28 protein-coding genes, 1 tRNA gene and 1 pseudogene are annotated in these 23,833 nt (G+C 57.3%); 19 read left to right on the top strand and 11 right to left on the bottom strand.

Going from position 1 to position 23,833, the window contains the following annotated elements; translation table 11 throughout:
- Positions 1 to 53: 53 nt before the first annotated feature.
- From O1724_RS04860 to O1724_RS04815, 10 genes are all read left to right on the top strand, one after another.
- The gene (locus O1724_RS04860; RefSeq protein WP_006812588.1) at positions 54 to 755 is read left to right on the top strand and encodes a DeoR family transcriptional regulator; all 702 of its coding nucleotides are present in this window, start codon (positions 54 to 56) and stop codon (positions 753 to 755) included.
- A gap of 40 nt (positions 756 to 795) precedes the next feature.
- Positions 796 to 1,032 (top strand): protein YpjK, encoded by a 237-nt coding sequence (ypjK, locus tag O1724_RS04855; RefSeq protein WP_001144031.1) that lies wholly within the window; start codon positions 796 to 798, stop codon positions 1,030 to 1,032.
- The gene (locus O1724_RS04850) at positions 1,032 to 1,475 is read left to right on the top strand and encodes a YfjS/YafY family lipoprotein (RefSeq protein ID WP_071850045.1); all 444 of its coding nucleotides are present in this window, start codon (positions 1,032 to 1,034) and stop codon (positions 1,473 to 1,475) included. Before ypjK ends, O1724_RS04850 begins: the two co-directional genes overlap by 1 nt.
- Positions 1,476 to 1,498: 23 nt before the next feature.
- Positions 1,499 to 1,966 (top strand): protein YkfB, encoded by a 468-nt coding sequence (ykfB, locus tag O1724_RS04845; protein WP_001581459.1) that lies wholly within the window; start codon positions 1,499 to 1,501, stop codon positions 1,964 to 1,966.
- 76 nt (positions 1,967 to 2,042) lie between these two features.
- A complete protein-coding gene (locus O1724_RS04840) occupies positions 2,043 to 2,282 on the top strand; it encodes a DUF905 domain-containing protein (protein ID WP_000194654.1) in 240 nt (79 codons plus the stop codon).
- 97 nt (positions 2,283 to 2,379) lie between these two features.
- On the top strand, positions 2,380 to 2,838 hold the full coding sequence (locus O1724_RS04835; RefSeq protein WP_000211838.1) for an antirestriction protein: 459 nt from the start codon (positions 2,380 to 2,382) through the stop codon (positions 2,836 to 2,838).
- Positions 2,839 to 2,853: 15 nt separating this feature from the next.
- The gene (locus O1724_RS04830) at positions 2,854 to 3,330 is read left to right on the top strand and encodes a JAB domain-containing protein (RefSeq protein WP_126297390.1); all 477 of its coding nucleotides are present in this window, start codon (positions 2,854 to 2,856) and stop codon (positions 3,328 to 3,330) included.
- A gap of 8 nt (positions 3,331 to 3,338) precedes the next feature.
- Positions 3,339 to 3,560, top strand: a complete 222-nt coding sequence (locus tag O1724_RS04825) for a DUF987 domain-containing protein (RefSeq protein ID WP_000691994.1) — start codon at positions 3,339 to 3,341, stop codon at positions 3,558 to 3,560.
- Positions 3,561 to 3,578: 18 nt separating this feature from the next.
- Positions 3,579 to 3,896, top strand: coding sequence for a type IV toxin-antitoxin system antitoxin YafW (gene yafW / locus O1724_RS04820; RefSeq protein ID WP_000070396.1), 318 nt, complete (start codon positions 3,579 to 3,581; stop codon positions 3,894 to 3,896).
- A gap of 20 nt (positions 3,897 to 3,916) precedes the next feature.
- The gene (locus O1724_RS04815) at positions 3,917 to 4,246 is read left to right on the top strand and encodes a toxin (RefSeq protein ID WP_001581456.1); all 330 of its coding nucleotides are present in this window, start codon (positions 3,917 to 3,919) and stop codon (positions 4,244 to 4,246) included.
- Between the two features lie 350 nt (positions 4,247 to 4,596).
- Here O1724_RS04815 and O1724_RS04810 read toward each other — a convergent pair whose 3' ends face one another.
- From O1724_RS04810 to O1724_RS04790, 5 genes are all read right to left on the bottom strand, one after another.
- Complete coding sequence (locus tag O1724_RS04810) at positions 4,597 to 5,454, bottom strand: DeoR/GlpR family DNA-binding transcription regulator (RefSeq protein WP_001581455.1); 858 nt, start codon at positions 5,452 to 5,454, stop codon at positions 4,597 to 4,599.
- Between the two features lie 130 nt (positions 5,455 to 5,584).
- Positions 5,585 to 6,535 carry a D-ribose ABC transporter substrate-binding protein gene (locus tag O1724_RS04805; RefSeq protein WP_001581454.1) on the bottom strand — a complete coding sequence of 317 codons (951 nt, stop codon included), beginning with the start codon at positions 6,533 to 6,535 and terminating at the stop codon, positions 5,585 to 5,587.
- A gap of 88 nt (positions 6,536 to 6,623) precedes the next feature.
- Positions 6,624 to 7,685 carry an ABC transporter permease gene (locus tag O1724_RS04800; RefSeq protein WP_001581452.1) on the bottom strand — a complete coding sequence of 354 codons (1,062 nt, stop codon included), beginning with the start codon at positions 7,683 to 7,685 and terminating at the stop codon, positions 6,624 to 6,626.
- Positions 7,686 to 7,708: 23 nt separating this feature from the next.
- The gene (locus O1724_RS04795) at positions 7,709 to 9,247 is read right to left on the bottom strand and encodes a sugar ABC transporter ATP-binding protein (RefSeq protein WP_001581451.1); all 1,539 of its coding nucleotides are present in this window, start codon (positions 9,245 to 9,247) and stop codon (positions 7,709 to 7,711) included.
- Positions 9,244 to 9,897: a DUF2291 family protein gene (locus O1724_RS04790; RefSeq protein ID WP_023315482.1), complete on the bottom strand. Its 654-nt coding sequence runs from the start codon at positions 9,895 to 9,897 to the stop codon at positions 9,244 to 9,246. The genes O1724_RS04795 and O1724_RS04790 overlap by 4 nt, the downstream gene beginning before the upstream one ends.
- Positions 9,898 to 10,329: 432 nt before the next feature.
- On the opposite strand from O1724_RS04790, the gene O1724_RS04785 reads away from it, so the two are divergent.
- Genes O1724_RS04785 through O1724_RS04765 form a run of 5 tightly spaced genes read left to right on the top strand, consistent with a single transcriptional unit; the run spans position 10,330 to position 15,821 of the window.
- Positions 10,330 to 11,895, top strand: coding sequence for an FGGY family carbohydrate kinase (locus O1724_RS04785; RefSeq protein ID WP_479983920.1), 1,566 nt, complete (start codon positions 10,330 to 10,332; stop codon positions 11,893 to 11,895).
- A 20-nt stretch (positions 11,896 to 11,915) separates the two neighbouring features.
- Positions 11,916 to 13,439 (top strand): glycerol-3-phosphate dehydrogenase, encoded by a 1,524-nt coding sequence (locus tag O1724_RS04780; RefSeq protein ID WP_001581448.1) that lies wholly within the window; start codon positions 11,916 to 11,918, stop codon positions 13,437 to 13,439.
- A 10-nt stretch (positions 13,440 to 13,449) separates the two neighbouring features.
- A complete protein-coding gene (locus O1724_RS04775; RefSeq protein WP_001581447.1) occupies positions 13,450 to 14,382 on the top strand; it encodes a sugar phosphate isomerase/epimerase family protein in 933 nt (310 codons plus the stop codon).
- 35 nt (positions 14,383 to 14,417) lie between these two features.
- A complete protein-coding gene (locus O1724_RS04770) occupies positions 14,418 to 14,861 on the top strand; it encodes a 6,7-dimethyl-8-ribityllumazine synthase (RefSeq protein ID WP_001581446.1) in 444 nt (147 codons plus the stop codon).
- Positions 14,862 to 14,864: 3 nt separating this feature from the next.
- On the top strand, positions 14,865 to 15,821 hold the full coding sequence (locus tag O1724_RS04765) for a sugar-binding transcriptional regulator (RefSeq protein WP_001581444.1): 957 nt from the start codon (positions 14,865 to 14,867) through the stop codon (positions 15,819 to 15,821).
- Here the strand turns inward: O1724_RS04765 and O1724_RS04760 are convergent.
- Together O1724_RS04760 and O1724_RS04755 are read right to left on the bottom strand one after the other, a co-directional pair.
- Entirely contained in the window at positions 15,804 to 16,766 is a 963-nt protein-coding gene (locus tag O1724_RS04760) for a sugar-binding transcriptional regulator (protein WP_001581443.1), read from the bottom strand. The two genes, O1724_RS04765 and O1724_RS04760, sit on opposite strands and share 18 nt — an antisense overlap.
- 58 nt (positions 16,767 to 16,824) lie before the next feature.
- Positions 16,825 to 17,595: a triose-phosphate isomerase family protein gene (locus O1724_RS04755; RefSeq protein WP_001581442.1), complete on the bottom strand. Its 771-nt coding sequence runs from the start codon at positions 17,593 to 17,595 to the stop codon at positions 16,825 to 16,827.
- 255 nt (positions 17,596 to 17,850) lie between these two features.
- Between O1724_RS04755 and rpiB the strand changes: the two genes are divergently transcribed.
- Together rpiB and tal are read left to right on the top strand one after the other, a co-directional pair.
- Positions 17,851 to 18,318, top strand: a complete 468-nt coding sequence (rpiB, locus tag O1724_RS04750) for a ribose 5-phosphate isomerase B (protein WP_001581441.1) — start codon at positions 17,851 to 17,853, stop codon at positions 18,316 to 18,318.
- A gap of 15 nt (positions 18,319 to 18,333) precedes the next feature.
- Positions 18,334 to 19,308: a transaldolase gene (tal, locus tag O1724_RS04745; protein WP_001581440.1), complete on the top strand. Its 975-nt coding sequence runs from the start codon at positions 18,334 to 18,336 to the stop codon at positions 19,306 to 19,308.
- A gap of 133 nt (positions 19,309 to 19,441) precedes the next feature.
- Here tal and O1724_RS04740 read toward each other — a convergent pair whose 3' ends face one another.
- A complete protein-coding gene (locus O1724_RS04740) occupies positions 19,442 to 19,936 on the bottom strand; it encodes a branched-chain amino acid transport system II carrier protein (protein WP_006809992.1) in 495 nt (164 codons plus the stop codon).
- 16 nt (positions 19,937 to 19,952) lie between these two features.
- Between O1724_RS04740 and O1724_RS04735 the strand changes: the two are divergent.
- Positions 19,953 to 20,174, top strand: a pseudogene (locus O1724_RS04735) (DUF932 domain-containing protein); the annotation flags it as partial.
- A gap of 201 nt (positions 20,175 to 20,375) precedes the next feature.
- Positions 20,376 to 21,077 carry a WYL domain-containing protein gene (locus O1724_RS04730; protein WP_006809993.1) on the top strand — a complete coding sequence of 234 codons (702 nt, stop codon included), beginning with the start codon at positions 20,376 to 20,378 and terminating at the stop codon, positions 21,075 to 21,077.
- Between the two features lie 125 nt (positions 21,078 to 21,202).
- Here O1724_RS04730 and O1724_RS04725 read toward each other — a convergent pair.
- The 3 genes from O1724_RS04725 to proB all read right to left on the bottom strand — a co-directional run bounded on the left by O1724_RS04725 (position 21,203) and on the right by proB (position 23,758).
- Positions 21,203 to 21,278: transfer RNA gene (locus O1724_RS04725), tRNA-Thr, on the bottom strand.
- 111 nt (positions 21,279 to 21,389) lie between these two features.
- The gene (gene proA / locus O1724_RS04720; RefSeq protein WP_023324201.1) at positions 21,390 to 22,643 is read right to left on the bottom strand and encodes a glutamate-5-semialdehyde dehydrogenase; all 1,254 of its coding nucleotides are present in this window, start codon (positions 22,641 to 22,643) and stop codon (positions 21,390 to 21,392) included.
- Positions 22,644 to 22,654: 11 nt separating this feature from the next.
- On the bottom strand, positions 22,655 to 23,758 hold the full coding sequence (proB, locus tag O1724_RS04715) for a glutamate 5-kinase (protein ID WP_015571369.1): 1,104 nt from the start codon (positions 23,756 to 23,758) through the stop codon (positions 22,655 to 22,657).
- Positions 23,759 to 23,833: the final 75 nt, after the last annotated feature.

The raw sequence follows: 23,833 nt of genomic DNA, 5'->3' as shown, positions 1-23,833 counted from the left end.
CTTTAAAGTAATCACATCATTTTCAGTCAGTTAACTTTCACGGAGAACGTCTCATGACACAGGCAGAACGCCGCCATGACCGGCTGGCTGTCAGGCTGTCACTGATAATCAGCCGTCTGGTGGCAGGGGAAACGCTGAGTGTGCGTAAGCTTGCCGCTGAGTTTGGTGTGTCGGTACGCACGCTGCGGCGTGATTTTCGTGAGCGGCTGATGTATCTGGACCTGGAGTATCAGTCCGGATATTGCCGCTTACGCACTGCGGGCAGTGAGACGCAGATGGTGCCCGACGTGCTTATCTTTGCCCACCGCAGCGGGATGGCCGGTCTTTTCCCTGGCTTTGACCGTCGTCTGGTAAACGCACTGCTGATGTGCGATGAGTCTCCCTGCGTAATCGCACCCGCCAGTCCGGCTCCTTCGCCATCAGGCGCATTGTCTTTCTGGCGACTGATTCAGGCCATTACCGGGCGCAGGCGGGTGACTCTGATTGCCGAGGGGCAGCGCTGTGAGCGGCTGGCTCCCTGCCGGTTACTTATCCACCAGCAGGCCTGGTATCTGGTGGCAGAGCACGACGGACATATCGCCGTATTCTCCCTGGATGAAATCCATCTGGTTCAGCCCCTGCAGGAGACTTTCCGGCGTAACGACAGTCTGTGTCGTCTTGTTGAAGACCCGGGCTTTATTCAGTCCTTACCCCATTTTCGCTTTATCCAGCAGTCACTGCTTACGTTTGTTCCGGCCAACAGCTCACCAGAATAGCGCAAGCGTTGTTATCAACCCGGCAACAGGGAGGAGCCCTATGCCCGTTATTGCCATTATCGCCATTGTTGTCATCGTCATCATTCTGAACAAAACCGGGGTGTCCGACAGTCTCGCGGCCCTGACCCTTGCCACTGTTGCCGCACTGCTGACGGGAGGTGGCGCAGCCGGTGCTGCCAGTGTCGCGCTAACACCGTTCGTCGGCGTGCCGGTGGGTATTTTCGTGGGCATTTATGTCTTTGCCAAAGTGGTTCGTCTGATTTCAGGAAAAAAATAATGAAACGTAAAACACTGCCTCTGCTGGCGCTGGTTGCCACCACTATGTTTCTCATCGCATGCGATGACAGAAGTGATGACCTGAAGGCCATCAGTAAATTTAAGGACCTCACCCCACCGCGTTTCAGTGATGTGGTCAGCCACCAGGATGATGTCAGCGAAGAATGGTCACAGGTTGACTACTTATCCGGTCCCACCTTGCAGGTTTTACGTACCCGCCAGTCGCCCGATGGCTGCGAGGATGGCAGTTACTACTACCTCGTGGATATGCAGGAAAAAACCGTCCAGCCACTGATGAATGCGCTGTGTATTGCCGATAACATCAAACTGGAATACCAGGAGGTGACGGACCCGTATACCAAAGAAAAATACTTTGAGTACGCCCATGACGGCAAACTGATGGGGCAGCTACTGATACCCTCGAACCCTGACAATCAGGAATAAAAACAACGATAAAGGAAACAGAAATGACAATACGTTCACTAAGTCGGTTTGTGCTGGTGGGTGTACTGCTCGCGAGCTTTAATGCCTCTGCTATCCCGGGGTTCTGGCAGCAGGGTTACGGTCAGGGCAATACGGAATACAGTGTGACCGAAGCCAGCGGGAAGACGTTTACCATCAACTGCACAGGGAACCCGGACCAGAATGGTTTTTATCAGCATTCAGTCTTTCTTACCCTTGCCGATGACAAGATGGTCAGTTCGCACGATGACGACACTACTATCACCGTAGTGATGGATCACCAGCAGTACATTATTCCGTCCAGCCTAGGCTGGCGTAACGGCGATAACGCCTGGTTTGACTTCATCAGCAATATCTCTGAGGCCGGGCAGTTCGACGTCTACGTCAATGACCACAAAGCAGGGACCTTCACTGCGGACCGGAAGAACGCTGAGAAAGTTCTGTCCACTCTCGGAGACTGCAGCAACGACTGATAGTAGTATCTTCCCCAGCAAATCCACCCCGACAGCTAGCAGGCTGCCGGGGTTTTCTTTTATCAGGAGCCCGAAAATGACCCAATCCGTGTTGCTGCCACCGGGGCCTTTCACCCGGAGACAAGCGCAAGCGGTCACTACCACGTACAGCAATATCACACTCGAAGACGACCAGGGCAGTCACTTCCGTCTGGTGGTTCGTGATACTGAAGGCCGGATGGTCTGGCGGGCATGGAACTTTGAGCCGGATGCCGGTGAAGGTCTTAACCGCTATATCCGCACCTCAGGCATCCGTACAGACACGGCCACCCGCTGATCGCGAAGCATTTACCCGCATTCACCTCCCCGAACACACTTTATATCCCCATACGCCAGCCATCGCCGCTGGCGTTTTTATTGACGGAGACATACCCATGACAACACAGACGCAGCACGACCTCGCACCCGCTAACCAACCCGAATTTGAACTGACCGTCACGCCGGTCCCCGATGAACAGCGTATCGATTTCTGGCCACAGTACTTTGGCGCTATCCCGCAGTGGCTACTCCTGGAGCCGCATATCTTCGCCTGGATGGACCGCTTCTGTGAGGGCTACAGCGGTGGTATCTGGTCGTTCTACACCCTCAGCAATGGCGGCGCATTTATGTCCCCCGAGCCTGACAACGATGAGACATGGCGTCTGTTTAACTGCCTGAACGGTAACGATGCCCAAATGAGTGCAGAAGCAGCAGGTATTGCTGTCTGCCTGATTGCGTATAGCCACCATGCCTGCCGTACAGAATGTGACGCGATGACCGCACACTATTACCGCCTGCGGGAGTATGCCATGCAACATCCAGAGGCTCACGCCATTCTGCGTATTATCGACTGACCGAAGGAGCAACAGATGAAACAGCTTTCCTTTTTACCCGGCGAGATGACGCCACAGGACCGGCGTCTCATTCAGCGGGCGCTCAGGGCTCTGGACCGCCACCTGCATGAGCCCGGCGTAGCCTTCACCTCTACCCACGCCGTACGTGAATGGCTGCGACTGCATATGGCCGCGCTTGAGCGGGAAGAGTTCCGGGTGTTGTATCTGGACAACCAGAATCAGTTGATTGCCCATGAAACGCTCTTCACCGGCACGATTAACCGCACCGAGGTGCATCCCCGGGAGGTGGTCAAACGTGATCTGCACTTCAACGCGGCGGCGGTGATACTCGCGCATAACCATCCTTCCGGCGAGACGACACCTAGCCAGGCCGACAAAACCCTCACGCAGCGACTGGTTCAGGTGCTTCAGCTGGTGGATATCCGTGTCCCTGACCATCTGATTGTCGGTGGCAGGCAAATCTATTCGTTCGCAGAACACGGTCTGCTTTGAGGTATTACATGAAAATTATCAGTAAACGCAGGGCAATGACGATATACCGCCAGCATCCTGAGTCCCGAATCTTTCGCTACTGCACCGGCAAATACCAGTGGCACGGTAGCGTCTGTCATTACACCGGCAGGGACGTTCCGGATATCGCCGGAGTCCTCGCGGTATACGCCGAACGCCGCCAAGACCGCAATGGGCCCTATACCTGCCTGATGAGCATCACCCTGAACTGACAATAGTGGAGAACTGTAATGAGCAACCCTACCAGGGGCCTGCAGCGGGAGATTACACTGCGCCTGGGAGCCCGTCTGGTGCAGGAAGGCAACCGACTGCATTATCTGGCTGACCGGGCCAGCATCACCGGCAAGTTCAGTGACATCGAATGCCGGAAGCTGGATGAAACATTCCCGCACTTTATCCGCCAGATGGAATCGATGCTGACCACCGGTGAACTCAGCCCCCACCATGCCCACTGCGTTACCCTGTACCACAACGATTTAACCTGCGAAGCCGACACCCTTGGCAGTTGCGGCTACGTATACATCGCCATTTACCCCACTCAGCGTTAATTACCTACACGAGAGCAAACATGAAAACTTTACCTGCAACAACTCAGCGGGCGGTGAAGCCCTGCCTGTCACCCGTGGCTGTCTGGCAAATGTTACTGACACGTCTGCTGGAACAGCACTATGGTCTGACAATAAACGACACGCCATTCTGCAATGAGGCTGTGATTAAGGAACACATCGATGCCGGTATCACCCTAGCCGATGCCGTGAATTTTCTGGTAGAAAAATACGAGCTGGTTCGTATCGACAGGAAGGGATTTAGCTGGCAGGAACAGACTCCGTATATTTCCGTAGTAGATATTCTGCGAGCAAGGCGCTCTACCGACTTGCTAAAAACTAACGTGAAATAAACGATTAAATACAGAGCAGACTAAAGGAAAGCAAAATGCTAATCTCACAGACGAAAAAGCTCCTGCTGTAACCTTCCCTCCCCTGCAAAAAACCTGACATTTTCTTTTAGGACCAACAATGGGACCAAAATGAAAATTGAATTGAAGGTTATCAGCTATTAAACAACAAGTTAAACAACCAATTCAGACTCCGCCAGCCCAAAATCCTTTGTTGATGGTCACCAGAGCCTGATACGAAGTCCTGAAAGCCCGCACGGCGCAAGCCCTGCGGGCTTTTTTGTACCTTCAATTTGACCTGGGAGGCTGAGGCCCCCCCCTCAATCCGGCTCGTTTAGGACTGGCGTAAAACCTCAGCGCTCCCCCGCTTTTCCCTTCATATCCGCCACCACCACATTCCCCCCCATATCCATAATTTGACGCAGCGTCGGTACCGGAATTCCCCGGTCAACAATCACCGCATCAAACTCGTTCAGGTGGGCAAAATGGTAGAGCGCCCGGCGCTCAAATTTAGTGTGATCCATCATCAGGATGCGCTGCTTCGCCGAATCAAACATCGCCCGCTTGGTCTCTATGGTCTCCGCCGACTGGTGGAAAACGATCCCATCCATCACCGCCGACATACTGACAAAAAAGACGTCGGCGCGCAGTCCGGCGATTTCCTGACGCGTGGAGTGGCCCATAAACGCGTTGCACCAGTTGTAGTACTGGCCACCCAGGCCGAGCAGGGTAATATCGCGAATATTGCGTAGCTCGTTCATCAACGTGAGTGAATTGGTGATTACCGTCAGCGGCGCTCTGGCGGGCAGAAAGCGCGCTATCTGAAAGACAGTGGTGGAATCATCCAGGAAGATGGCCTGCCCCGGCTCTAGGTAACCTGCCGCCACTTCGGCAATCGCCTGCTTCTCTTCAAGCTGACGGGTGGCGCGGTAAATGTCACTGGATTCCACAAGGCTCGTGGCCGTCGCCGAGACCACGCCGCGAGATTTATGCAATAGCCCGCGCTCCACCAACTCGTCAATATCCCGGTGGGCAGTCATCAGGCTGATATCAAAACGCTCGGTAATGTCCTCAATACGGATTGCACCTTCCGCCATTACCGCTTCAACAATCAGCTGACGGCGCGCCAGTTGACGAGCCTGACGACTGTCGCTGGGAAGGGTATCCGCCATAAACAGATTCAGAGAGGGGTCCTGCGGTGTTTGCGCCATAATCCGTCCATTAAAGAGAGGAATGAGTTCCGATCTTTGTTAATTACACCGTGTTAGCCATAGTTTAGCAACACGGTGTTTAATCCCGGGGTCGGCGTAAACGCCTCGCCCGGGCTACTCTCTTGCGAACTTAGTCTGCAAGCATAAATGGAGAGGTAATTTTCGCCGCGTTTTCTTTGGTGATTAACACGCAGTCAAACAGCTGTTTCTCTGACGACGCGCCGGTTTTGCCGGTCTTAAGGAAGGTGTCCGCCTGCTCAACCGCTTTAGCGGCAAAGGTCGCCACCGGCTGCATCACGGTATAGGCCAGCGTCCCCTCTTTCACTGCATCCACCGCATCCGGGGAGCCGTCGAAGCCGCCAACGGTCACCTGTTTCAGCTTACCCGCCTCTTTCAGCGCCGCAATCGCACCCAGCGCCATCTCATCGTTACCGCTGATCACCCCTTTCACATTCGGGTTAGCCTGCAACAGAGACTGCATCTTGTTATAGCCCTGGGTACGGTCCCAGTTAGCCACTTCACTACCTGTCTTTTTCAGATCCGGGTACTGGCTCAGCACCGTCTCAAAACCGTTGGCGCGGGTGGCGGCGTTATTATCAGACGGTGGCCCCTTCAGCTCAACGTAGTCGCCCGCATCACCCACCTGCTGCACCCATTGCTGTGCGCCAAGCGCCGCGCCCTGGGCGTTGTTGGAAACCAGCTGCGCCTTCGCCAGGCCGCTCTGGTTCAGCTCGGCGTTGATAATAAACACCGGGATATTCGCCGCGATGGCCTTTTTCACCGAGCCAACCGAACCGTCGGCGTTCGCCGGGTCGAGAATAATGGCCTTCGATTTATTGGTGATCGCGGTATCAATCAGCTGGCTTTCGGTATTGGTGTCGCCCTTATGCGCACTCACCTTCGCCGTATAGCCGAGTTTCTCAGCCGTTTTCTGCGCCACCTGGCCTTCCGTCAACCAGTAGGGGTTAGAGGGATCGTTGACGATGATGGTCATCAGCCCGTCAGCCCAGGTTGGTGTGGCGATAGCGGTAAGTGCCACCGTGGCAGCGGCCAGGATAAAACGCTTGCTGTTAAGGTACATAGGTTGTTGCTCCGTTATTTTAGGGGTACAGGTTACGGATTAACGTTGGAACGGAGACGACCTGGCTTCCGCCCAAACAGGGAATAGATTAACGTCGACTCCGTCCGTACTGCAGAGTGTTAAGCAGTACGGCAAGCACGATGACCGCCCCGGTAAAGACGGTCTGCCAGTAAGCAGAAACGCCAATGATCACCAGGCCATCAGAGAGAAAACCGATAACGAACGCGCCCAGCAACGTACCGCGCACGTTGCCGCGCCCACCGGTCAGCGCCGCGCCGCCAATCACCACTGCGGCAATCGCCGTCAGTTCGTAGGTGGTGCCCGCCGTGGGGCCCGCGGAGGTCAGCTGGGATGAGAGCACCAGTCCCGCCATCGCCGCACAGATCCCGGAGAGCACATAGACGCTGATTTTGACGCGCTTCACCGGCACGCCGGAGAGCTCAGCCGCCCGCTCATTCCCGCCGGAGGCATACAGCCAGCGGCCAAAGGCGGTGCGGCTCAACAGATAGCCGCAAATCAGCGCGGTAACGCCCAGAATCAGCACCCCGACCGGGACATTGAAAATGCGGTTGAAGCCCAGCCAGTCAAAACCGGTATTGCCCAGGGCGTCGCTGCCGGAAAGCTTGTTGTAGGTCAGGCCGTTGGTCATCAGCAGCGCGATACCGCGCGCGACATACAGCGAGCCAAGCGTGGCCACAAAGGCAGGAACCCGGCACCAGGCAATCAGCACGCCGTTGACCAGCCCCACCAGCGCACCCACCGCCAGCGTCAGAATCGCCACCGCCCAGACCGGCAGATAGAGCACCACGCCCAGCGCTTCCAGATTGATGCCCTGCATCATGTAGCCGGCGCACACCCCGGCAAGCCCGAGGGTTGAACCCACGGAAAGATCGATGCCGCCGTTAAGGATAACCAGCAGCATACCAATAGCCGGTAGGCCAAAGATCGCCACGTGCGAGGCCATCGTCAGGAAGTTCGCGCCGCTGAAGTAGTTCGGCGACATCAGTGAGAACACCGCGATAATCACCAGCAGGGCAAAGAACGCACGCCCCTCAAGCAGAATACGCGCCAGGCTCATGCTCTTAGTGGTGCCAGTACGACTTTTTACGGCCCGGGCTGGCACGGCCAGCTGCTGAGTTCTGTCAGTCATGGTTTTCGCTCCCATTTTCATCGTTATGCCACCAGGGACTCGCCGGAGGCCGCCATGATGCGTTCTTTGGATACAGAAGAGTCAAACACCGCCGAAATGCGGCCTTTGCTCATCACCACAATACGGTGCGCGATGCTCAGGCACTCCCCCACTTCCGAGGTGGAGTAGATCACCGCCAGCCCCTGCCGGGCGTTCTCTGCCAGCAGGCGGAATACTTCAGCCTTAGCGCCGATATCAATGCCGCGGCTCGGCTCATCCAGCAAAATCACCTTCGGATGCGTCGCAAGCATTTTGCCGATCACCACCTTTTGCTGATTGCCGCCGGAGAGCGAACCGATGGCCGCCTCGCCGCCCGCGGTTTTCACCGTCACGTTACGAATGCTCTCGGTAATCAGCGCCTTTTCCTTGCGGGTGGAAAGCGTCAGCCCGCGCACGAAGCGCCCGATGCTGGCGAGGGTCAGGTTTTCACCTACGGTCATGGTTTGCACCAGCCCGTCCCGCTGACGGTCTTCCGGCACCAGCGCCAGGCCGCTGGCAATACGCTCAGCAATGCTCAAACCCGAGACGTCGCTCTCTTCAATATGAATCTCCCCGGACGACTGGCGCAGCCGACCCGCCACACACTCCATTAGTTCAGTACGACCCGCGCCCATCAAACCGTAAATGCAGACGATCTCCCCGGCGCGGACGTCCAGCGACAGGTTATCCACCAGCCGGATACCGGCTTTCCCCTTCACCGTCAGCGATTTCACCGACAGCGCGGTATCACCAAAGTCGTAACCCGACGGCGGCGCGCCGAGGTCAAAGCTTTCCCCCACCATGTTGCGGACAATCCAGTCGAGGTCGATTTCATCGCGGCGGGCGTAGGCGGTCATCACGCCGTCGCGCAGCACCACCGCGCGGTCGGTAATTTCCAGCGCCTCTTCCAGATGGTGGGAGATGTAAACGATAGCTACCCCCTGGCTGGTCAGGTCGCGGATCACCTGGAACAACACCTCTACCTCTGCCGCACTCAGCGCAGAGGTCGGTTCATCCATGATCAGGATCTGCGAATTCACCGACAGCGCACGGGCGATCTCGACGATCTGCTGCTGCCCGAGGCGCAGGTTCTCCACCGGGGTCAGCGGATCGATATCCTCTTCCAGCGACTTCATCAGGTGGCGGGTTACTCGCGTCTCTTCGGCAAAATCGACACCGCTGGAGGTCATGATTTCACGGCCAATAAAGATGTTGTCGCGCACGTTCATGTTCGGCGCGAGGTTCAATTCCTGGTGGATTATCGAGATCCCCTGGTTGCGGGCATCGGTAGCGGAGTTGAACACCTTCACCTCGCCATTCAGCAGGATCTCGCCGCTGCTCGGGGTGATCACACCGGAAAGGATCTTCATCAGGGTCGATTTACCCGCCCCGTTTTCACCAAACAGCGTGGTGACTTCGCCACGGCGAATATCAAAGTTCACCCCCTTCAGCGCATGGGTTGAGCCATACACCTTGCTGACGTTTTTCGCCGACAGGATTATTTCTCCGCGGGTCAACGCTGAATGAAATTCACGCTGCTTCATTTGACCTCCAGGCTGACCGGGGTCACCAGCCAGTTATTAGGGGTGAGTAAGCGGAATACCCCCACGCCTTCGACAAGCTTGCCGGACAGGGCGGTACGGTCGAGCTTGTCGAGCAACGAGGCCTTCAGCGCCTGGTTAATCGCCGAACCCGCGTTCTGATACTCAATCTGGTTGGTGAAGTCACCGAACTGGATCTTGCCGGTCACGTCGCGCAGCTCGGTGCCGGTGAGGACCGGGCCGGTCTGCAGCCGCGCCTTCATCCCTTCCGGCAGACCTTCCACGTGAAGCGCAAAGATGCCCGATTTCCCCTCACCCACCGTGCCGGAGAAGCGAACCGGCAATACCGGCAGCGTGGTGCCGGTGGCGTACTTCTTCACCGCCTCCAGCTGGTTGACCTTCAGCGCGTTGGCAAGCTCAACAGCCTCCACCGCATGAGATTCGACGTAGCTTTTAATCCCTGGGAAGGTTTTCTCACCGTAGGTGCTGGCGGAGAACCCCTGCTCCTGTGCATCCTGCCCGGAACCGATTTTGACCACCTTGGTATCAATGGCCATGGCCGCCACCACTGCCGCTGCGGCCAGGCCACACAGCAGATAACGCCTCATACGGCGGCAGGAATGTAGGGTAGAGAGTGCGGAAACACCGGACATAATGTTGACCTCACAGACAGTTAGCACCGACGCTTTATTGCGTCTTGATGTTATAAATACGATAACTATATGTGATGAGAATTGTTCCTTTGTTGCACTAATGTCAATTTAGTCTTTGGGATTTTGTGTAGAACGCGATCTGGATCTAACATTTCTATACCATAACAATCACACCACAACCCCGCGCCAGAAAACCCCCTTCACGCCACCCATCCTGCGAACCAGGCGACAAAATCGTGATCGTCTTCGCTTTCCGGAATGAAATTTATTCCATTTAAAGAAAAATAATACAGCCACTATGTTAACTCTGTGATAGATGATGTATGACTGTATTTATCAAAACACTTACATCCAATTAACATTTCGGTGATGGGGTTATGAACACATTCACTCTTCTCACGCGAGGCCCACACCCGGCCAACGGAGGCACCCATGGATAACCGCGATATTATTCTCGGTCTGGACTCAGGCACTTCCGTGGTCAAAGCGGTGGCGTACGATCTGGAAGGCCAGCAGCTCGGATGTGCATCGGCGCGCAACCGCTACTCTCGCAGCGAGGGCCACGGCGCGGCGCTGCAGTCAATGAGCCAGACCTGGCAGGATGCCGTTGCCGCTATTCGTAAGCTCGCCGAGCGCGTCGATAATCTTGCCGCCCGTGTGGTGGCGATTGCCGTCACCGCCCAGGGCGACGGCACCTGGCTGGTCGGGGCCGGGAACCGCCCGGTCTCTGATGCCTGGATCTGGCTCGACGCGCGCGCGGCTCGCACCGTCGAATCGCTCTCCCGCTCGCCCCTGTCGCGGATGCGCTTTGAAGCGACGGGTACCGGTCTGAACACCTGCCAGCAGAGCGCACAGATGGCGCACATGGATCGCTATCACCCGGAATTGCTCAACGGCAGCGAAGTTGCCCTGCACTGCAAAGACTGGCTGTACCTGAATCTGACCGGCGTGCGCGCGACCGACCCTTCGGAAGCCAGCTTTACCTTTGGCAACTTCCGCACCCGGCGCTATGACGACAACGTCATTGCCGCCCTGGGGCTGGAGCACCGCCGCCACCTGCTGCCTGACATCGTCGACGGCGTCGAAACCACGCATCCCCTCACCGCTGAAGCGGCCGCACTGACCGGGCTGAGAGCCGGCACCCCGGTCAGTCTGGGCTACGTCGACATGGTCATGACCGCGCTGGGTGCCGGTGTCCACACCGGCGAGGCCAATACCGCCTGTTCGGTGGTGGGCTCTACGGGTGTGCATCTGCGCGCCGTCCCTACGGAAAGCGTCTGGCTGAACGATGAGCAGACCGGGTACGTCATCCCCCTGCCGTGGCCAGGCTACGTCACCCAGGTGCAGACCAACATGGCCTCGACGCTCAACCTCGACTGGCTGCTGCATGTCGCCAGCGACCTGTTGAACAGCTTCGGCTGCGAGGTCGATCATGCCCGACTGGTGCAGCACATCGACCGCTGGCTCAGCGAGGCCAAACCCGGCGCGCTGCTCTATCACCCCTATATCTCCGAAGCGGGCGAACGCGGGCCGTTCGTCAACGCCGAAGCCCGCGCCAGCTTTGTTGGCCTGAGCTACCGTCATGGCTTTGGCGACATGGTGCGCGCCGTTATTGAAGGGATCGGCTTTGCCGCCCGCGACTGCTATCAGGCGATGGGTGGGGCGATGCCCGCCGAGCTTCGCCTCACCGGCGGAGCCATTCGTTCGCCACAGCTGCGGCAGATCCTCTCTGCCTGCGTCGGCGTACCGGTACGCAGCAACAGCCGCGAGGAGACCGGTGCCGCAGGGGCCGCAATGATGGCGGCCGTCGCCATTGGGGCTTATCCGTCAATGGCCCGCTGTGTGGAAACCTGGGTCAAGCCGTTACTGGATACGCCGGATGCGCCGCCGCCTGAACTCGTCGCGCGCTACCAGCATCTCTTTGGCACTTACCAGCATCTTCGCAGCGAGCTACCTTCCGTGTGGCACACCTTACACCAGCCTGATGCAGGCCTTTAATTGGGTTAATGGAGTCTGTCATGAGCAAAAAAATCGTGGATCTGTTTATTATCGGCGGCGGCATTAATGGCGCGGGGATCGCTCGCGATGCGACCGGACGCGGTCTGTCGGTGATGATGTGTGAAAAAGACGACCTCGCCGAGGGGACCTCCTCCCGTTCCGGGAAGCTGGTACATGGCGGGTTACGCTATCTCGAGTATTACGAGTTTCGGCTGGTGCGCGAGGCGCTGATTGAGCGTGAAATCCTGCTCAACGCCGCGCCGCATATCATCTGGCCGATGCGCTTCGTGCTGCCGCATAACCCGAGCGATCGCCCGGCGTGGTTTATTCGCCTGGGGCTGTTCCTCTATGACCACCTTGGCGGGCGCAAAAAACTGCCTGGCACCCGTACGCTGGATCTGCTGCGTGATCCGGAAGGCGCGCCGATCCTCGATAGCTTCCATAAAGGCTTTGAGTACTCAGACTGCTGGGTTGACGATGCGCGCCTGGTCACCCTGAATGCCGTGGACGCCGCCGAGCGCGGCGCCACCATTCTGACCCGCACCCGCTGCGTGGCCGCCGAGCGTAAAGCCGGTGCCTGGGAAATTACCCTGCAAAATACGCAGACCGGCGAACAGCACCGGGTACGGGCAAAAGCGCTGGTGAATGCCTCCGGCCCGTGGGTGCTGGACATCATCAATGATGTGACCCGCTCCCACAGCAAACGCAGCGTGCGCCTGGTAAAAGGCTCACACCTGATCGTGCCAAAATTCTGGGAGGGTCAGCAGGCCTACCTGATGCAAAACCACGACAAGCGCGTGATTTTTATCAACCCGTACGAAGGCGATAAAGCGCTTATCGGCACCACGGATATTCCGTGGGAAGGCGATGCCGACTCCGTCGAGGCGGACAACCGCGAGCAACAATATCTGATTGATGCGGTTAACCGCTACTTCAAAGTGAAGCTGACCGCCGCTGACGTGATTACCCGTTTCTCCGGCGTTCGCCCACTGTTTGACGATGGCAAAGGCAACCCGTCGGCGGTCACGCGGGATTACGTGTTTGAGCTGGATGACCAGCAGCAACTTCCGCTGCTGCACGTCTTTGGCGGTAAAATCACCACCTTCCGTAAGCTTGCCGAACACGCGTTACAAAAACTCGGACCGTTCTTCCCGCAAATGGGCGCAGACTGGACGCGCAGCGCCCCGCTGCCTGGTGGTGAAATTCCCGGGGCCGACTTTGAGTCCTATCTGCAAACCCTGAAAGAGCAGTATGCCTGGCTGCCCACGCCGCTGCGCAAACACTACGCCCGGCTGTACGGCGCGCGTCTGCCCCAGGTGCTGGGGGGCGCGAAGCAGGTGGCCGATTTGGGTCGTCATTTTGGCGGCCTGCTGTATGAAGTCGAAGTGCGCTATCTGGTTGAAAAAGAGTGGGCCCAGCAGCCGGAAGACGTACTCTGGCGTCGCACCAAGCATCGCCTGCACCTGAGCGATGCCCAGCAACAGGCGTTCAGCGACTGGTTCACCGACACCTTCACCGTTCAGCCGTGCGCCCAGGCCAGCTAAGGAGACGACGATGGCACTCACCCTTTCGCTCAATACCAATCCGCTGGTGAATCGCTTTGCCGAACCTGAGGAGCTGATTCAGACCATCGCCCAGCGCATTCGCATCCGCGACGTGCAGCTGACGCATGAGTTTATCAATCCGGGCTGGCCGGCAGCGACCATCAACCAGATGACCCGACGAATGAAAAAAGCGCTGCAGGAGACCGGGGTGCGCGTCACCTCCGGGATGACCGGCCCGTACGGTCGCCTTAACCACTTTGGTCATCCGGACGCCAGCGTGCGCCGCTACTATATCGACTGGTTTAAAACCTTTGCCGATATCACCGCCGAACTGGGTGGTGATTCGGTGGGCTCGCAGTTCGCCATTTTTACCCTGCGAGATTATCAGGATCTCGCCCGCCGCGACGCGCTGATAGCTATCGCCATTGAGTGCTGGGCGGAGGTGGCCGAGCACGCGAAGTCAGCCGGGCTGAAGTATCTGTTCTGGGAGCCGATGAGCGTCGGGCGTGAGTTTGGCGAAACCATTCCCGCCTGTCTGGCGCTGCAAAAACGGCTTAGCGCGGAGCCGATGGCGCTGCCGATGTGGATGATGGCAGATATTGACCATGGCGATGTCACCTCCGCCGATCCGCGGGATTATGACCCCTACGCATGGGCCAAAGCGGTGCCCCGCTACTCGCCGATTATTCATATAAAACAGAGCATGGCGGACAAAGGCGGACATCGGCCATTTACATTACCGTATAATACCCACGGTCGGATCCAGCCGGAACCGCTGCTGAGCGCCTTCGCGCGCGGCGGTGCAGAGAACAATGAAATCTGTCTGGAGCTGAGCTTTAAAGAGCGCGAGCCGACCGACAGCCAGGCCGTTGCCGGTATCGCTGAGAGCGTCGCCTTCTGGGCACCGCATATCGACACCGGCGTGCAGGACCTGAACATTTAACGTTGCTGGCTCGGGCCAGATCACAGGAGTGAGATATGTCTTCATTAAAGGTCGCCTTTATTAAAGCCAACTGGCACAGCGATATCGTGTCGCAGGCGCTGGTCGGTTTTCAGCAGGAAATGGAGAGCCAGCACGTCAGCTGCGATGTGCAAAGCTTGGACGTGCCCGGTGCGTTTGAGATGCCCCTGCTGGCCCAGCGTCTGGCAAAAAGTGGCCGCTATGATGCCATCGTCTGCGCCGCGCTGGTGGTTGACGGCGGCATCTACCGCCATGATTTTGTTGCCCAGGCGGTGGTCAGCGGTCTGATGCAGGCCCAACTTGCCACTGAGGTACCGATGTACTCCATTTCGTTGACGCCGCACCACTTCCAGCCGACGGCAGAGCACATTGGTTTCTATACCGATCACTTCGTGAAAAAAGGCCAGGAGGCTGCCCGGGCGGTGGTGCAAATCCATAGCTTGCAGATGCCAAAAGATTAACGCATGAAAAAACCTCTCGTTCCCGACAGCGAGGAGTCGCTCGGCCTGCGTGCCGCCTGGCTCCACTACGTAGGCGGCCTGACCCAGGCCGCCGTCGCCAAACGTCTTGGCCTGCCCTCCGTGAAAACCCACCGCCTGATTGCCCGCGCCGTGGCGGAAGGGGCAGTAAAAGTCACCATCGATGGCGATATTGTTGCCTGCGTGGAGCTGGAGTCGCGCCTCTGCGCGCGCTTCGGCCTGAATTTTTGCCGCGTCACCCCGGACCTTGCCGAAGAGGGACTGCCGTTGCGCGCGCTGGGCCTCGCCGGAGCGGAGTACCTGCGCAACCTGTTGAGCAATAATCCGGATATCACCATCGGCATTGGCCACGGCCGCACGCTTTCCGCCGCCATCCATCAGCTTCCGCACCTTGACGCCTCCCATGCCCGCTTTGTTTCGCTGCTGGGCTGTCTGACACGCAACTACGCGCTGAATCCGCACGATGTCATGCACCGTATTGCCGAAAAAACCGGGGCGCAGGCCTATATGATGCCGGTGCCTTTCTTTGCCAATACCGTGGAAGACCGCGAAGTCCTGCTCTCCCAGCGCGGCGTAAGTGAAGTCTTCAGTATGGCAGCGGGCAGTACGGTAAAACTGGTGGGTATCGGCACAGTCGAACCGGCGGCGCAACTGGTGGAAGCCGGGCTGATTGCGGTGCAGGAGATTAACGACATATCCGCCGCAGGGGCGATAGGTGAGATGCTGGGTCACTTCTTTGACGCTCGTGGGCAGCGCATCACCAACAGCCTGACGGCGAGAACCCTGGCGGTAACCCTTGATGCGCGTCGTCGGGAAAATATCGTCGCGCTGGTGGGCGGTCAGAGTAAAGTGGCGGCAACGAAGGCGGTGCTGGCAAGCGGCCTGCTCAGCGGATTAATTACCGACGAGCAAACCGCGCGGCCCCTACTGGCTGAGGCTTAATACCGTACGAATGTTTCGGGCGCTGGTGGCGATAATATCAATCGCCCCGGTACGCAGTGCGCCCATAATCGCCATCGCCTTGGTGTTCTCCGAGGCAATCGCAATGACGCAGGGGATCTGCCGTAGCTCATCAATGTTCAGGCCAATCACCCGGTTATCCATCACCGTATTCACATGCTCACCGCGGGCGTTGAAGAAGTCATAGCCCGCAATGTCGCCAATCACGCCCTGATGCAGACCAGCATTACTGATCTCCTGCGGGGTAAACCAGCCCAGCTTCACCATGTAGCTATCTTCATTCATATCGCCAATACCCACCAGCGCAATATCCGCTTTCCGCGCCCGATCGAGGGTATCTTTGATGGTACCGTTTTGCAGCAGCAGATCTCTCAGCTGCGGGTTTTCCACGTAGGCTGGTGCGTATAACGACTCGCTGCTGCCACCAAACTTGCGAGCCAGCAAACGGCTAATATGGTCGGCGTTAATCACGTCCCCAGGTCGATGTGTACCGCCAATGCCGCAGATAAAACGGCAGTCACGCGGTGAGATCGCACCCGAGTTTTCGGCCACTGCCGCCACGTTGCGCCCCTGCCCAACCGCCAGCGTCACGTTATCTTTAAGCACGTTATTGAGATAGCTTGAGACCAGCGAGGCCACCTGACGACGCTGCTCACTCTCATCGGCATAGTCAAGGGCGATAAGCGCCCGGCTGACGGGAAAACGTTCGGTCAGTTGCTTTTCCAGTTGGGTGCTGAAGATAGGGTGGTAGCGCACGTTGATTTCAACGATCCCTTCCTCCTTCGCCCGCTTCAGTAGCCGCCCGACCTTGATGCGGGAAAAACCAAACTTATTCGCAATCTCCTCCTGCGTCACTTCATCACAATAGTAAGCAACCGCGATTTCGGTAAGTAACTCGTACTCCTGCGACACAGTGGGTTTATCCATGCGATATGATTCTCCAGAGCTATAGGTTAGTGTCGGTCAGTATATCAGAAACACATTTTTAACCGCGCACACGTGCTGTCAGCGCGAGCGCTTCATCCAGAATAGTGGCTACCGCCTGCGGCTGATGGGAAAAGCGACCAAGGAAAATACCGTCGGCGTCCGGCCACAGTCGAGTGAGCAGACCCGGCCCGGCGCTACCGCCGTAGATAACCCGGCACTGCTGGCCAAAGCGCTGATGCAGCGCATCGCGCAGCGTGCGGCAGACGTAGCGAATAAAGTTATCGCTAGCGGGCTCCGCCGCGCCGATGGCCCACTGCGGCTCCCAGGCAAAAATCAGCGACGCCAGCGGTAGCGGGCGGTGTGCAAGCAACGCCTGCGCCTGCTCCAGAGCAAAGGCAGCCGCTTCGCTGGCGCTCATCCGCTGCTCTTCGCCAATACAGATAACCGGCGTCAGCCCGTTGGCGAAAGCCATGTCAATTTTACGGTTAATCACCGCGACCGTTTCGCCAAAGTGACGGCGGCGCTCGGCGTGACCGATTTCCACGTACCGGCAGCCCATCTCCTGTAGCAGGCTGGCGCTGGTTTCCCCGGTCCAGGCACCGGCAGGCGCTTCGCAGACGTTCTGCGCCCCGGTGGCCATGCGGGTATCGGCAAAGGCACACAGCGCAACAGGCAGGGTGGGCATCGCGGGGAAGGTAAACAGCTCAACCGGCGCACGGGCCAGAGCTGGCTGTCGGAGCATAGCTGCCACCGCCTCGCACCATTGCTGCGTTTGCTGATAGCCAAAGTAGGCCTTATGGCTAATACCGACAATCACATTTCCACTCATATTCCCCCCGAATGACCAGCCTGTTTACGACCGCTCTACGGCCATCAAATGAACACTACCAGTTCAATGGTACAAAACAAATGCAGCCCCGACGAAACTGTGAGCTCTCTCATAATTTCGGCAATAGTCATGCATCTTTCCCACTAGGTCCTTTTTTATTCGCCTTCACCAGGCTAATAATAAATGAACATAAGAACATTATGTGATCTTTAGTTCATCACCACAACGCTATGCACTCATCTGCGAGGAAAAACCATGTTAAAAGTTGCTATCGGAGCCGATGATGCGGCTACCACTCTGAAAAATCAGGTGAAAACCTATCTGCAGGAAAAAGGGATCGAGGTCGTGGACTTCAGCCACGACGTTGCCGGCAACGATCAAATGTACCCGGACATCGCCTTTAACCTCGCCTCGTCTATTCGCGAGGGGCAATTTGAACGCGGGATACTGCTGTGCGGCACCGGGATCGGGATGGCGATCGTCGCCAATAAAGTGCCGGGGATCCGCGCTGCCCAGTGTCATGATGTCTACTCCGCCTCCCGCGCCCGCAAGAGCAACAACGCGCAGATAATGACTCTCGGTGCCCGCGTTATCGGCAGCGAGCTGGCATTAACCATCGTCGACAGCTGGCTGGATGCAGAATTTGAAGCGGGCCGTTCGGCGTCAAAAGTTGAGCGTATCGCCTACTACGAAAACAAGGTTCACACCCACAACGCACAGTGATAAGGGTTTGCCGCGATGACTCTGTTAGAGAAACTTAAAGCAGTGACAACGGTGGTGGCGGATAGCGGTGACATGAACGCTATCCGCGAGCATCACCCTGAAGATGCCACCACCAATCCGTCGTTGATTTTGAAAGCAGCAGCGCAGCCGATCTACCAGCCACTGATCGAGCAAGCCGTCTCGCTGGCCCGCCAGCAGGGCGGCTCGCAGGAAACACAGTTGATCAATGCCAGCGATCATCTGGCAGTGAACATCGGCGTGGCACTGCTAAGTCAGGTTCCCGGCAAAGTCTCCACCGAGGTGGATGCCCGTCTCTCCTACGACCGGGGGCTGTGCGTGGCGAAAGCGCGCAAGCTTATTCGCCTGTACGAGCATCAGGGTGTTGACCGTTCCCGCGTGCTGATTAAGCTTGCCTCTACCTGGCAGGGCATCAAGGCGGCGGAAGAGCTGGAGCTCGAGGGGATCCACTGTAACCTGACGCTGCTCTTCTCCTTCGCACAGGCCCGTGCATGCGCCGAAGCGGGCGTGTGGCTGATTTCCCCGTTTGTCGGGCGTATTTACGACTGGTATCGCGACCGCAACCTACTGACCAGCGACGATCCCCAGCAAGACCCGGGAGTGGTCTCTGTCCGTCGGATCTATGACTATTACAAGCAGCATCGTTACCCGACGGTCATTATGGGGGCCAGCTTCCGTAAGGTGGAACAAGTGCTGGCGCTGGCAGGCTGCGACCGTTTAACCATTTCCCCGGTGCTGCTCGACGAGCTGGCAACGCGCGATGGCGAGCTGCCAACGATGCTGAAGCCGCCGGTGATTGCCCAGGAAGCCCCTTCACCGCTCTCGGAGTCGGAGTTTAACTGGCTACATAATCAGGATCCTATGGCGGTGGACAAGCTCGCAGAAGGTATTCGCCTGTTTGCCCAGGATCAGGAGAAGCTGGAGGGGCTGCTGAAGGCGGCGTTTGCCAGAGAGGCGGTTGGGCAGGTGTAACAGTTTTGTCGCCTCGCCCTTCTTCAGGCGTTGGGGAGATGACGGAAGCCCGCACGGCATGAGCCCTGCGGGCTTTTTTGTCTCCTTACTCTACTCAGCCGTTCCTGTCAGACATTCCCGCCGTTATCCCCTTTCAGCTTTTCGCGAACAGGCTAAACACGCCAAGCACTAAAGCACTGTAGAAAATCACCCGGTATACGTTGTCGGAGATTGAAACCCACTTGCGGACAATACCCAGCAGCACCACCACTAACGCCGCGGGATAGATGGCACAGAGGACCGGCACCGCGAACGCAATAAGGGAGTTTAATCCCAGCACGGATATCGCCGCCGAGGCGATAAGGGTACTGGCCACCAGCATGCCGTAGGATAAACCCGTCGCATGGCTAAAATAGCGCGCGGTACCTGTGGTTAGCCCAATCGATGTCACCAGACACGCCAGGGTAATAATTACCGCCAGCAGGTTCCGGCCATATGCGCCAAATACTGTCGCCACATAATGGCTGATGATCTCAAGCCCGTTTGTCGCTGCGGCCACAGGACTATGCGCCCCCATCGACAGATAGCTAATATAAATAAGTATTAATCCCGCTGCGGCAATCCCTGCTGCTGCCGCGGAATATTTCAATATCCCGCGTTGATCTTTAACACCACGCCGCTGGCAGGATGAGAGCAATGATCTGTGGACCACATACCAGCGTATTCAGGAGAACCTGATTAAGGGCGGGCTCAGTGGACGGAGTGCGAAAGGCGGACGAACGCATACCCGTGCCGTGCGCGGTATCGACGGTGATGTGAAGCTTAACCGGGCTCTATGGGTGATGGCGGAAGCGATGCTCTCCGGATTTGAGGCAAACGGATGTTAACTCCGGCTTTATGCGGACACCTCCTGTCCGTTCGCTGATTGATTTCCAGGCAGTTTTTCCTCAAAAAGACTATGAAGCCGCATTCTGATTGCATTCATCCTGCAGAAAAAATACCGCTTCCGCTGTCCGTATCCTGTCCGGCCCTCTCGTTACACTAATCACTTAATTTTCAGTCCATTAACAGGATGGGGAACGCCTCTCATGTCTCAGTCTGAGCGCCGCCATGAGCGCCTTGCGGTCCGCCTGTCGCTGATTATCAGCCGTCTTGTGGCGGGTGAAACGCTGGCCATACAGACACTGGCCGCCGAATTTGGCGTGTCAGTGCGCACATTGCGTCGGGATTTTCGCGAGCGTCTGGCCTATCTCGACCTGGAGTTCCGTAACGGGCAATGTCGTCTGCTATCCGGCAGCCGTCAGAGGGAGCTGACGGTGCAGACCTTCGTCCGTCAGTCCGGTGTGGAGGCGCTTTTTCCGGAGATAGACAACCAGCTGGTCAACTCACTATTGAGTGCCAACGAATCTCCCTGCCTTATCTGGCACAGCACCAACGCCAGAACACAGGCACGGAGTGAAGTTTTTACGCGACTGATTCGCGCCATCACTGAACACCGTCGGGTTACGTTACTGGCAGAAGGTCATCGTTGCACAGGTCTGGCCCCCTATCGACTGGTGTGCAGCGATGGCTGCTGGTACCTGACCGGTGAACATGAAGGACATATATCGGTTTTCACGCTGGGTGATATTCATACGGTCACATTCAATCCTGCGCTTTTTGTCCCAGAGACACAGCTACGTAATCTGTTGTCACACCCCGATTTTCTTCGGGTTTTACCTCACTTTCAGACTTTCCATTCACTTCTCGTTGTCGGTGACAACGGTTTAGCATGCAACAAAACCAGCTAACTCGAAAAAAATGGCAGAGCATCACTGTAGATAAACGTTGGCGAAAATTACTTACACATGCAGTTACACGCAAAAAATCATGATGTAAACAAAGAGGGAGCCTTTACATAACTTATTGATTTAGATGGTGCCGATAATAGGAGTCGAACCTACGACCTTCGCATTACGAATGCGCTGCTCTACCAACTGAGCTATATCGGCCCTGCAAGGCCGGTTACGAGCGTAACCACGGGGCAAAAGAGTAGATCTAACCGGGTGATGCGTCAATGCCCTTTTGAATCAAACGGCTATTTTTGCATCACCCGCGATTATTTACGCACGAATGGTATCATCACCAAAGCCGATCCACTTGTAGGTGGTCAGCGCTTCCAGCCCCATCGGACCGCGGGCGTGCAGCTTCTGTGTGCTCACCGCCACCTCCGCGCCCAGACCAAACTGGCCGCCATCGGTAAAGCGCGTCGAGGCATTGACGTAAACCGCAGACGAATCCACTTCATTCACAAACCGATCGGCATTGCGCAGGGTGCGCGTCAGGATCGCGTCAGAATGCTGGGTTCCGTGTTCACGAATGTGCGCAATAGCGTCATCGAGATCCGCAACTACCTTCACGTTCAGATCCAGCGACAAATACTCATCGTCGTACTGCTCCGCATTAACCGGAACGACCTTCGCCGGACCGTCTTTCAGCAGGGCGAAAGCGCTCTCGTCCGCATGCAGCGTGACGCCACTTTCCGCCATCTGCTTGCTCAGCGCTGGCAGGAAGGTACTGGCGATGCCCTGATGCACCAGCAGCGTTTCTACCGTATTACAGGTGCTTGGACGCTGGGTTTTAGCGTTGACGATAATCTTCAGCGCAGGTTCTACCTCCGCGGTGTCATCCACCACGATATGGCATACGCCAATACCACCGGTGATCACCGGAATGGTAGATTGCTCGCGGCACAGCTTGTGCAGGCCCGCACCGCCGCGTGGGATGAGCATGTCGATGTATTTGTCCATGCGCAGCATCTCGTTAACCAGAGCACGGTCGGGGCTTTCAATCGCCTGCACGGCACCCGCCGGTAAACCACACTCCTCCAGCGCCTGCTGGATGACGTTTACCGTCGCGGCGTTGGTGCGCCAGGTCTCTTTCCCGCCACGCAGGATCGCGGCGTTACCGGTCTTCAGGCACAGGGAGGCGACATCCACCGTCACGTTTGGACGCGCTTCGTAAATCACCCCAATGACGCCAAGCGGCACGCGACGACGTTCAAGGCGTAACCCGCTGTCGAGCACCCCACCGTCAATCACCTGCCCTACCGGGTCGGCGAGGTTGCACACCTGACGGACGTCGTCGGCAATACCTTTCAGACGCGCCGGGGTCAGCGCCAGACGGTCGAGCATCGCTTCGCTCAAGCCGTTGCGACGCGCTTCCAGCAGATCCTGCTCGTTGGCGAGCAAAATTTCCTGCGACTGAGATTCCAGATAATCAGCGATTTTTTCCAGCACGCGGTTTTTCTCGCGGCTGGAAAGGAGCGCCAGTTTATACGAGGCGGCTTTCGCGGCTGCGCCCATTTGTTCCAGCATGTTCTGGCTCCTTAACGAATAATCATGTCGTCACGATGCACGGCAACCGGGCCATATTCATAGCCCAGGATGGCGTCGATCTGCTGGGAATGGTGACCAGCAATCCGACGCAGCGCGTCGCTGTTATAACGACTTACGCCATGAGCGATGTCGCGACCTTCAAGGTTACGGATTCGGATCACTTCACCACGCGAGAAGTTGCCTGTCACGCTTTTAATTCCTTTTGGAAGTAACGAGCTTCCTCTTTCCAGAATAGCGGCGGTCGCGCCTTCATCCACGGTCAGTTCGCCAGCCGGGGGCGCGCCAAAGATCCAGCGTTTGCGGTTTTCCAGCGGGGACGCCTGGGCGTGGAAGCGAGTGCCTACAGAGATGCCTTCCATCACATCACCTATCACGCCCGGACGGCTGCCCGCGGCGATGATGGTGTCGATGCCGGCCCGGCACGCCACGTCCGCGGCCTGGAGCTTGGTGCCCATACCGCCGGTCCCCAGACCAGAAACGCTGTCACCCGCGATGGCGCGCAGCGCATCGTCAATGCCGTGAACGTCTTTGATCAGTTCAGCCTGTGGATTAGAGCGCGGATCAGCGGTAAACAGCCCCTGCTGATCGGTCAGAAGCAGCAGCTTATCGGCCCCTGCCAGGATCGCCGCCAGCGCAGAGAGGTTATCGTTGTCGCCCACTTTGATTTCAGCGGTGGCAACAGCGTCGTTTTCGTTAATGACCGGAACGATATGGTTATCCAGCAGCGCGCGCAGCGTATCGCGGGCATTCAGGAAACGTTCTCTGTCTTCCATATCCGCACGCGTCAGCAGCATCTGCCCGACGTGAATGCCGTAGATGGAGAACAGTTGTTCCCAGAGCTGTATGAGTCGGCTTTGTCCCACGGCGGCCAGCAGCTGTTTGGAAGCGATCGTCGCGGGGAGTTCGGGGTAGCCCAGGTGTTCACGCCCGGCGGCAATCGCCCCGGATGTCACAATTACAATACGATGCCCTGCGGCATGCAACTGAGCGCACTGACGTACAAGCTCAACGATATGGGCACGATTCAGGCGGCGCGATCCGCCTGTTAACACACTGGTACCGAGTTTTACCACCAGCGTCTGGCTGTCACTCATGATTCTCTGCCGTTCAACAATAAGGGAAAATGATGTCAGTCAGACGTTTTAACAGGTGTCAGCCCCGTTGCCAAC

Source organism: Enterobacter cloacae complex sp. HYC074_NIDB (assembly GCF_056673345.1).
Note: the sequence above shows the minus strand (reverse complement) of the source record. Positions and strands in the feature narration are given on the sequence as shown.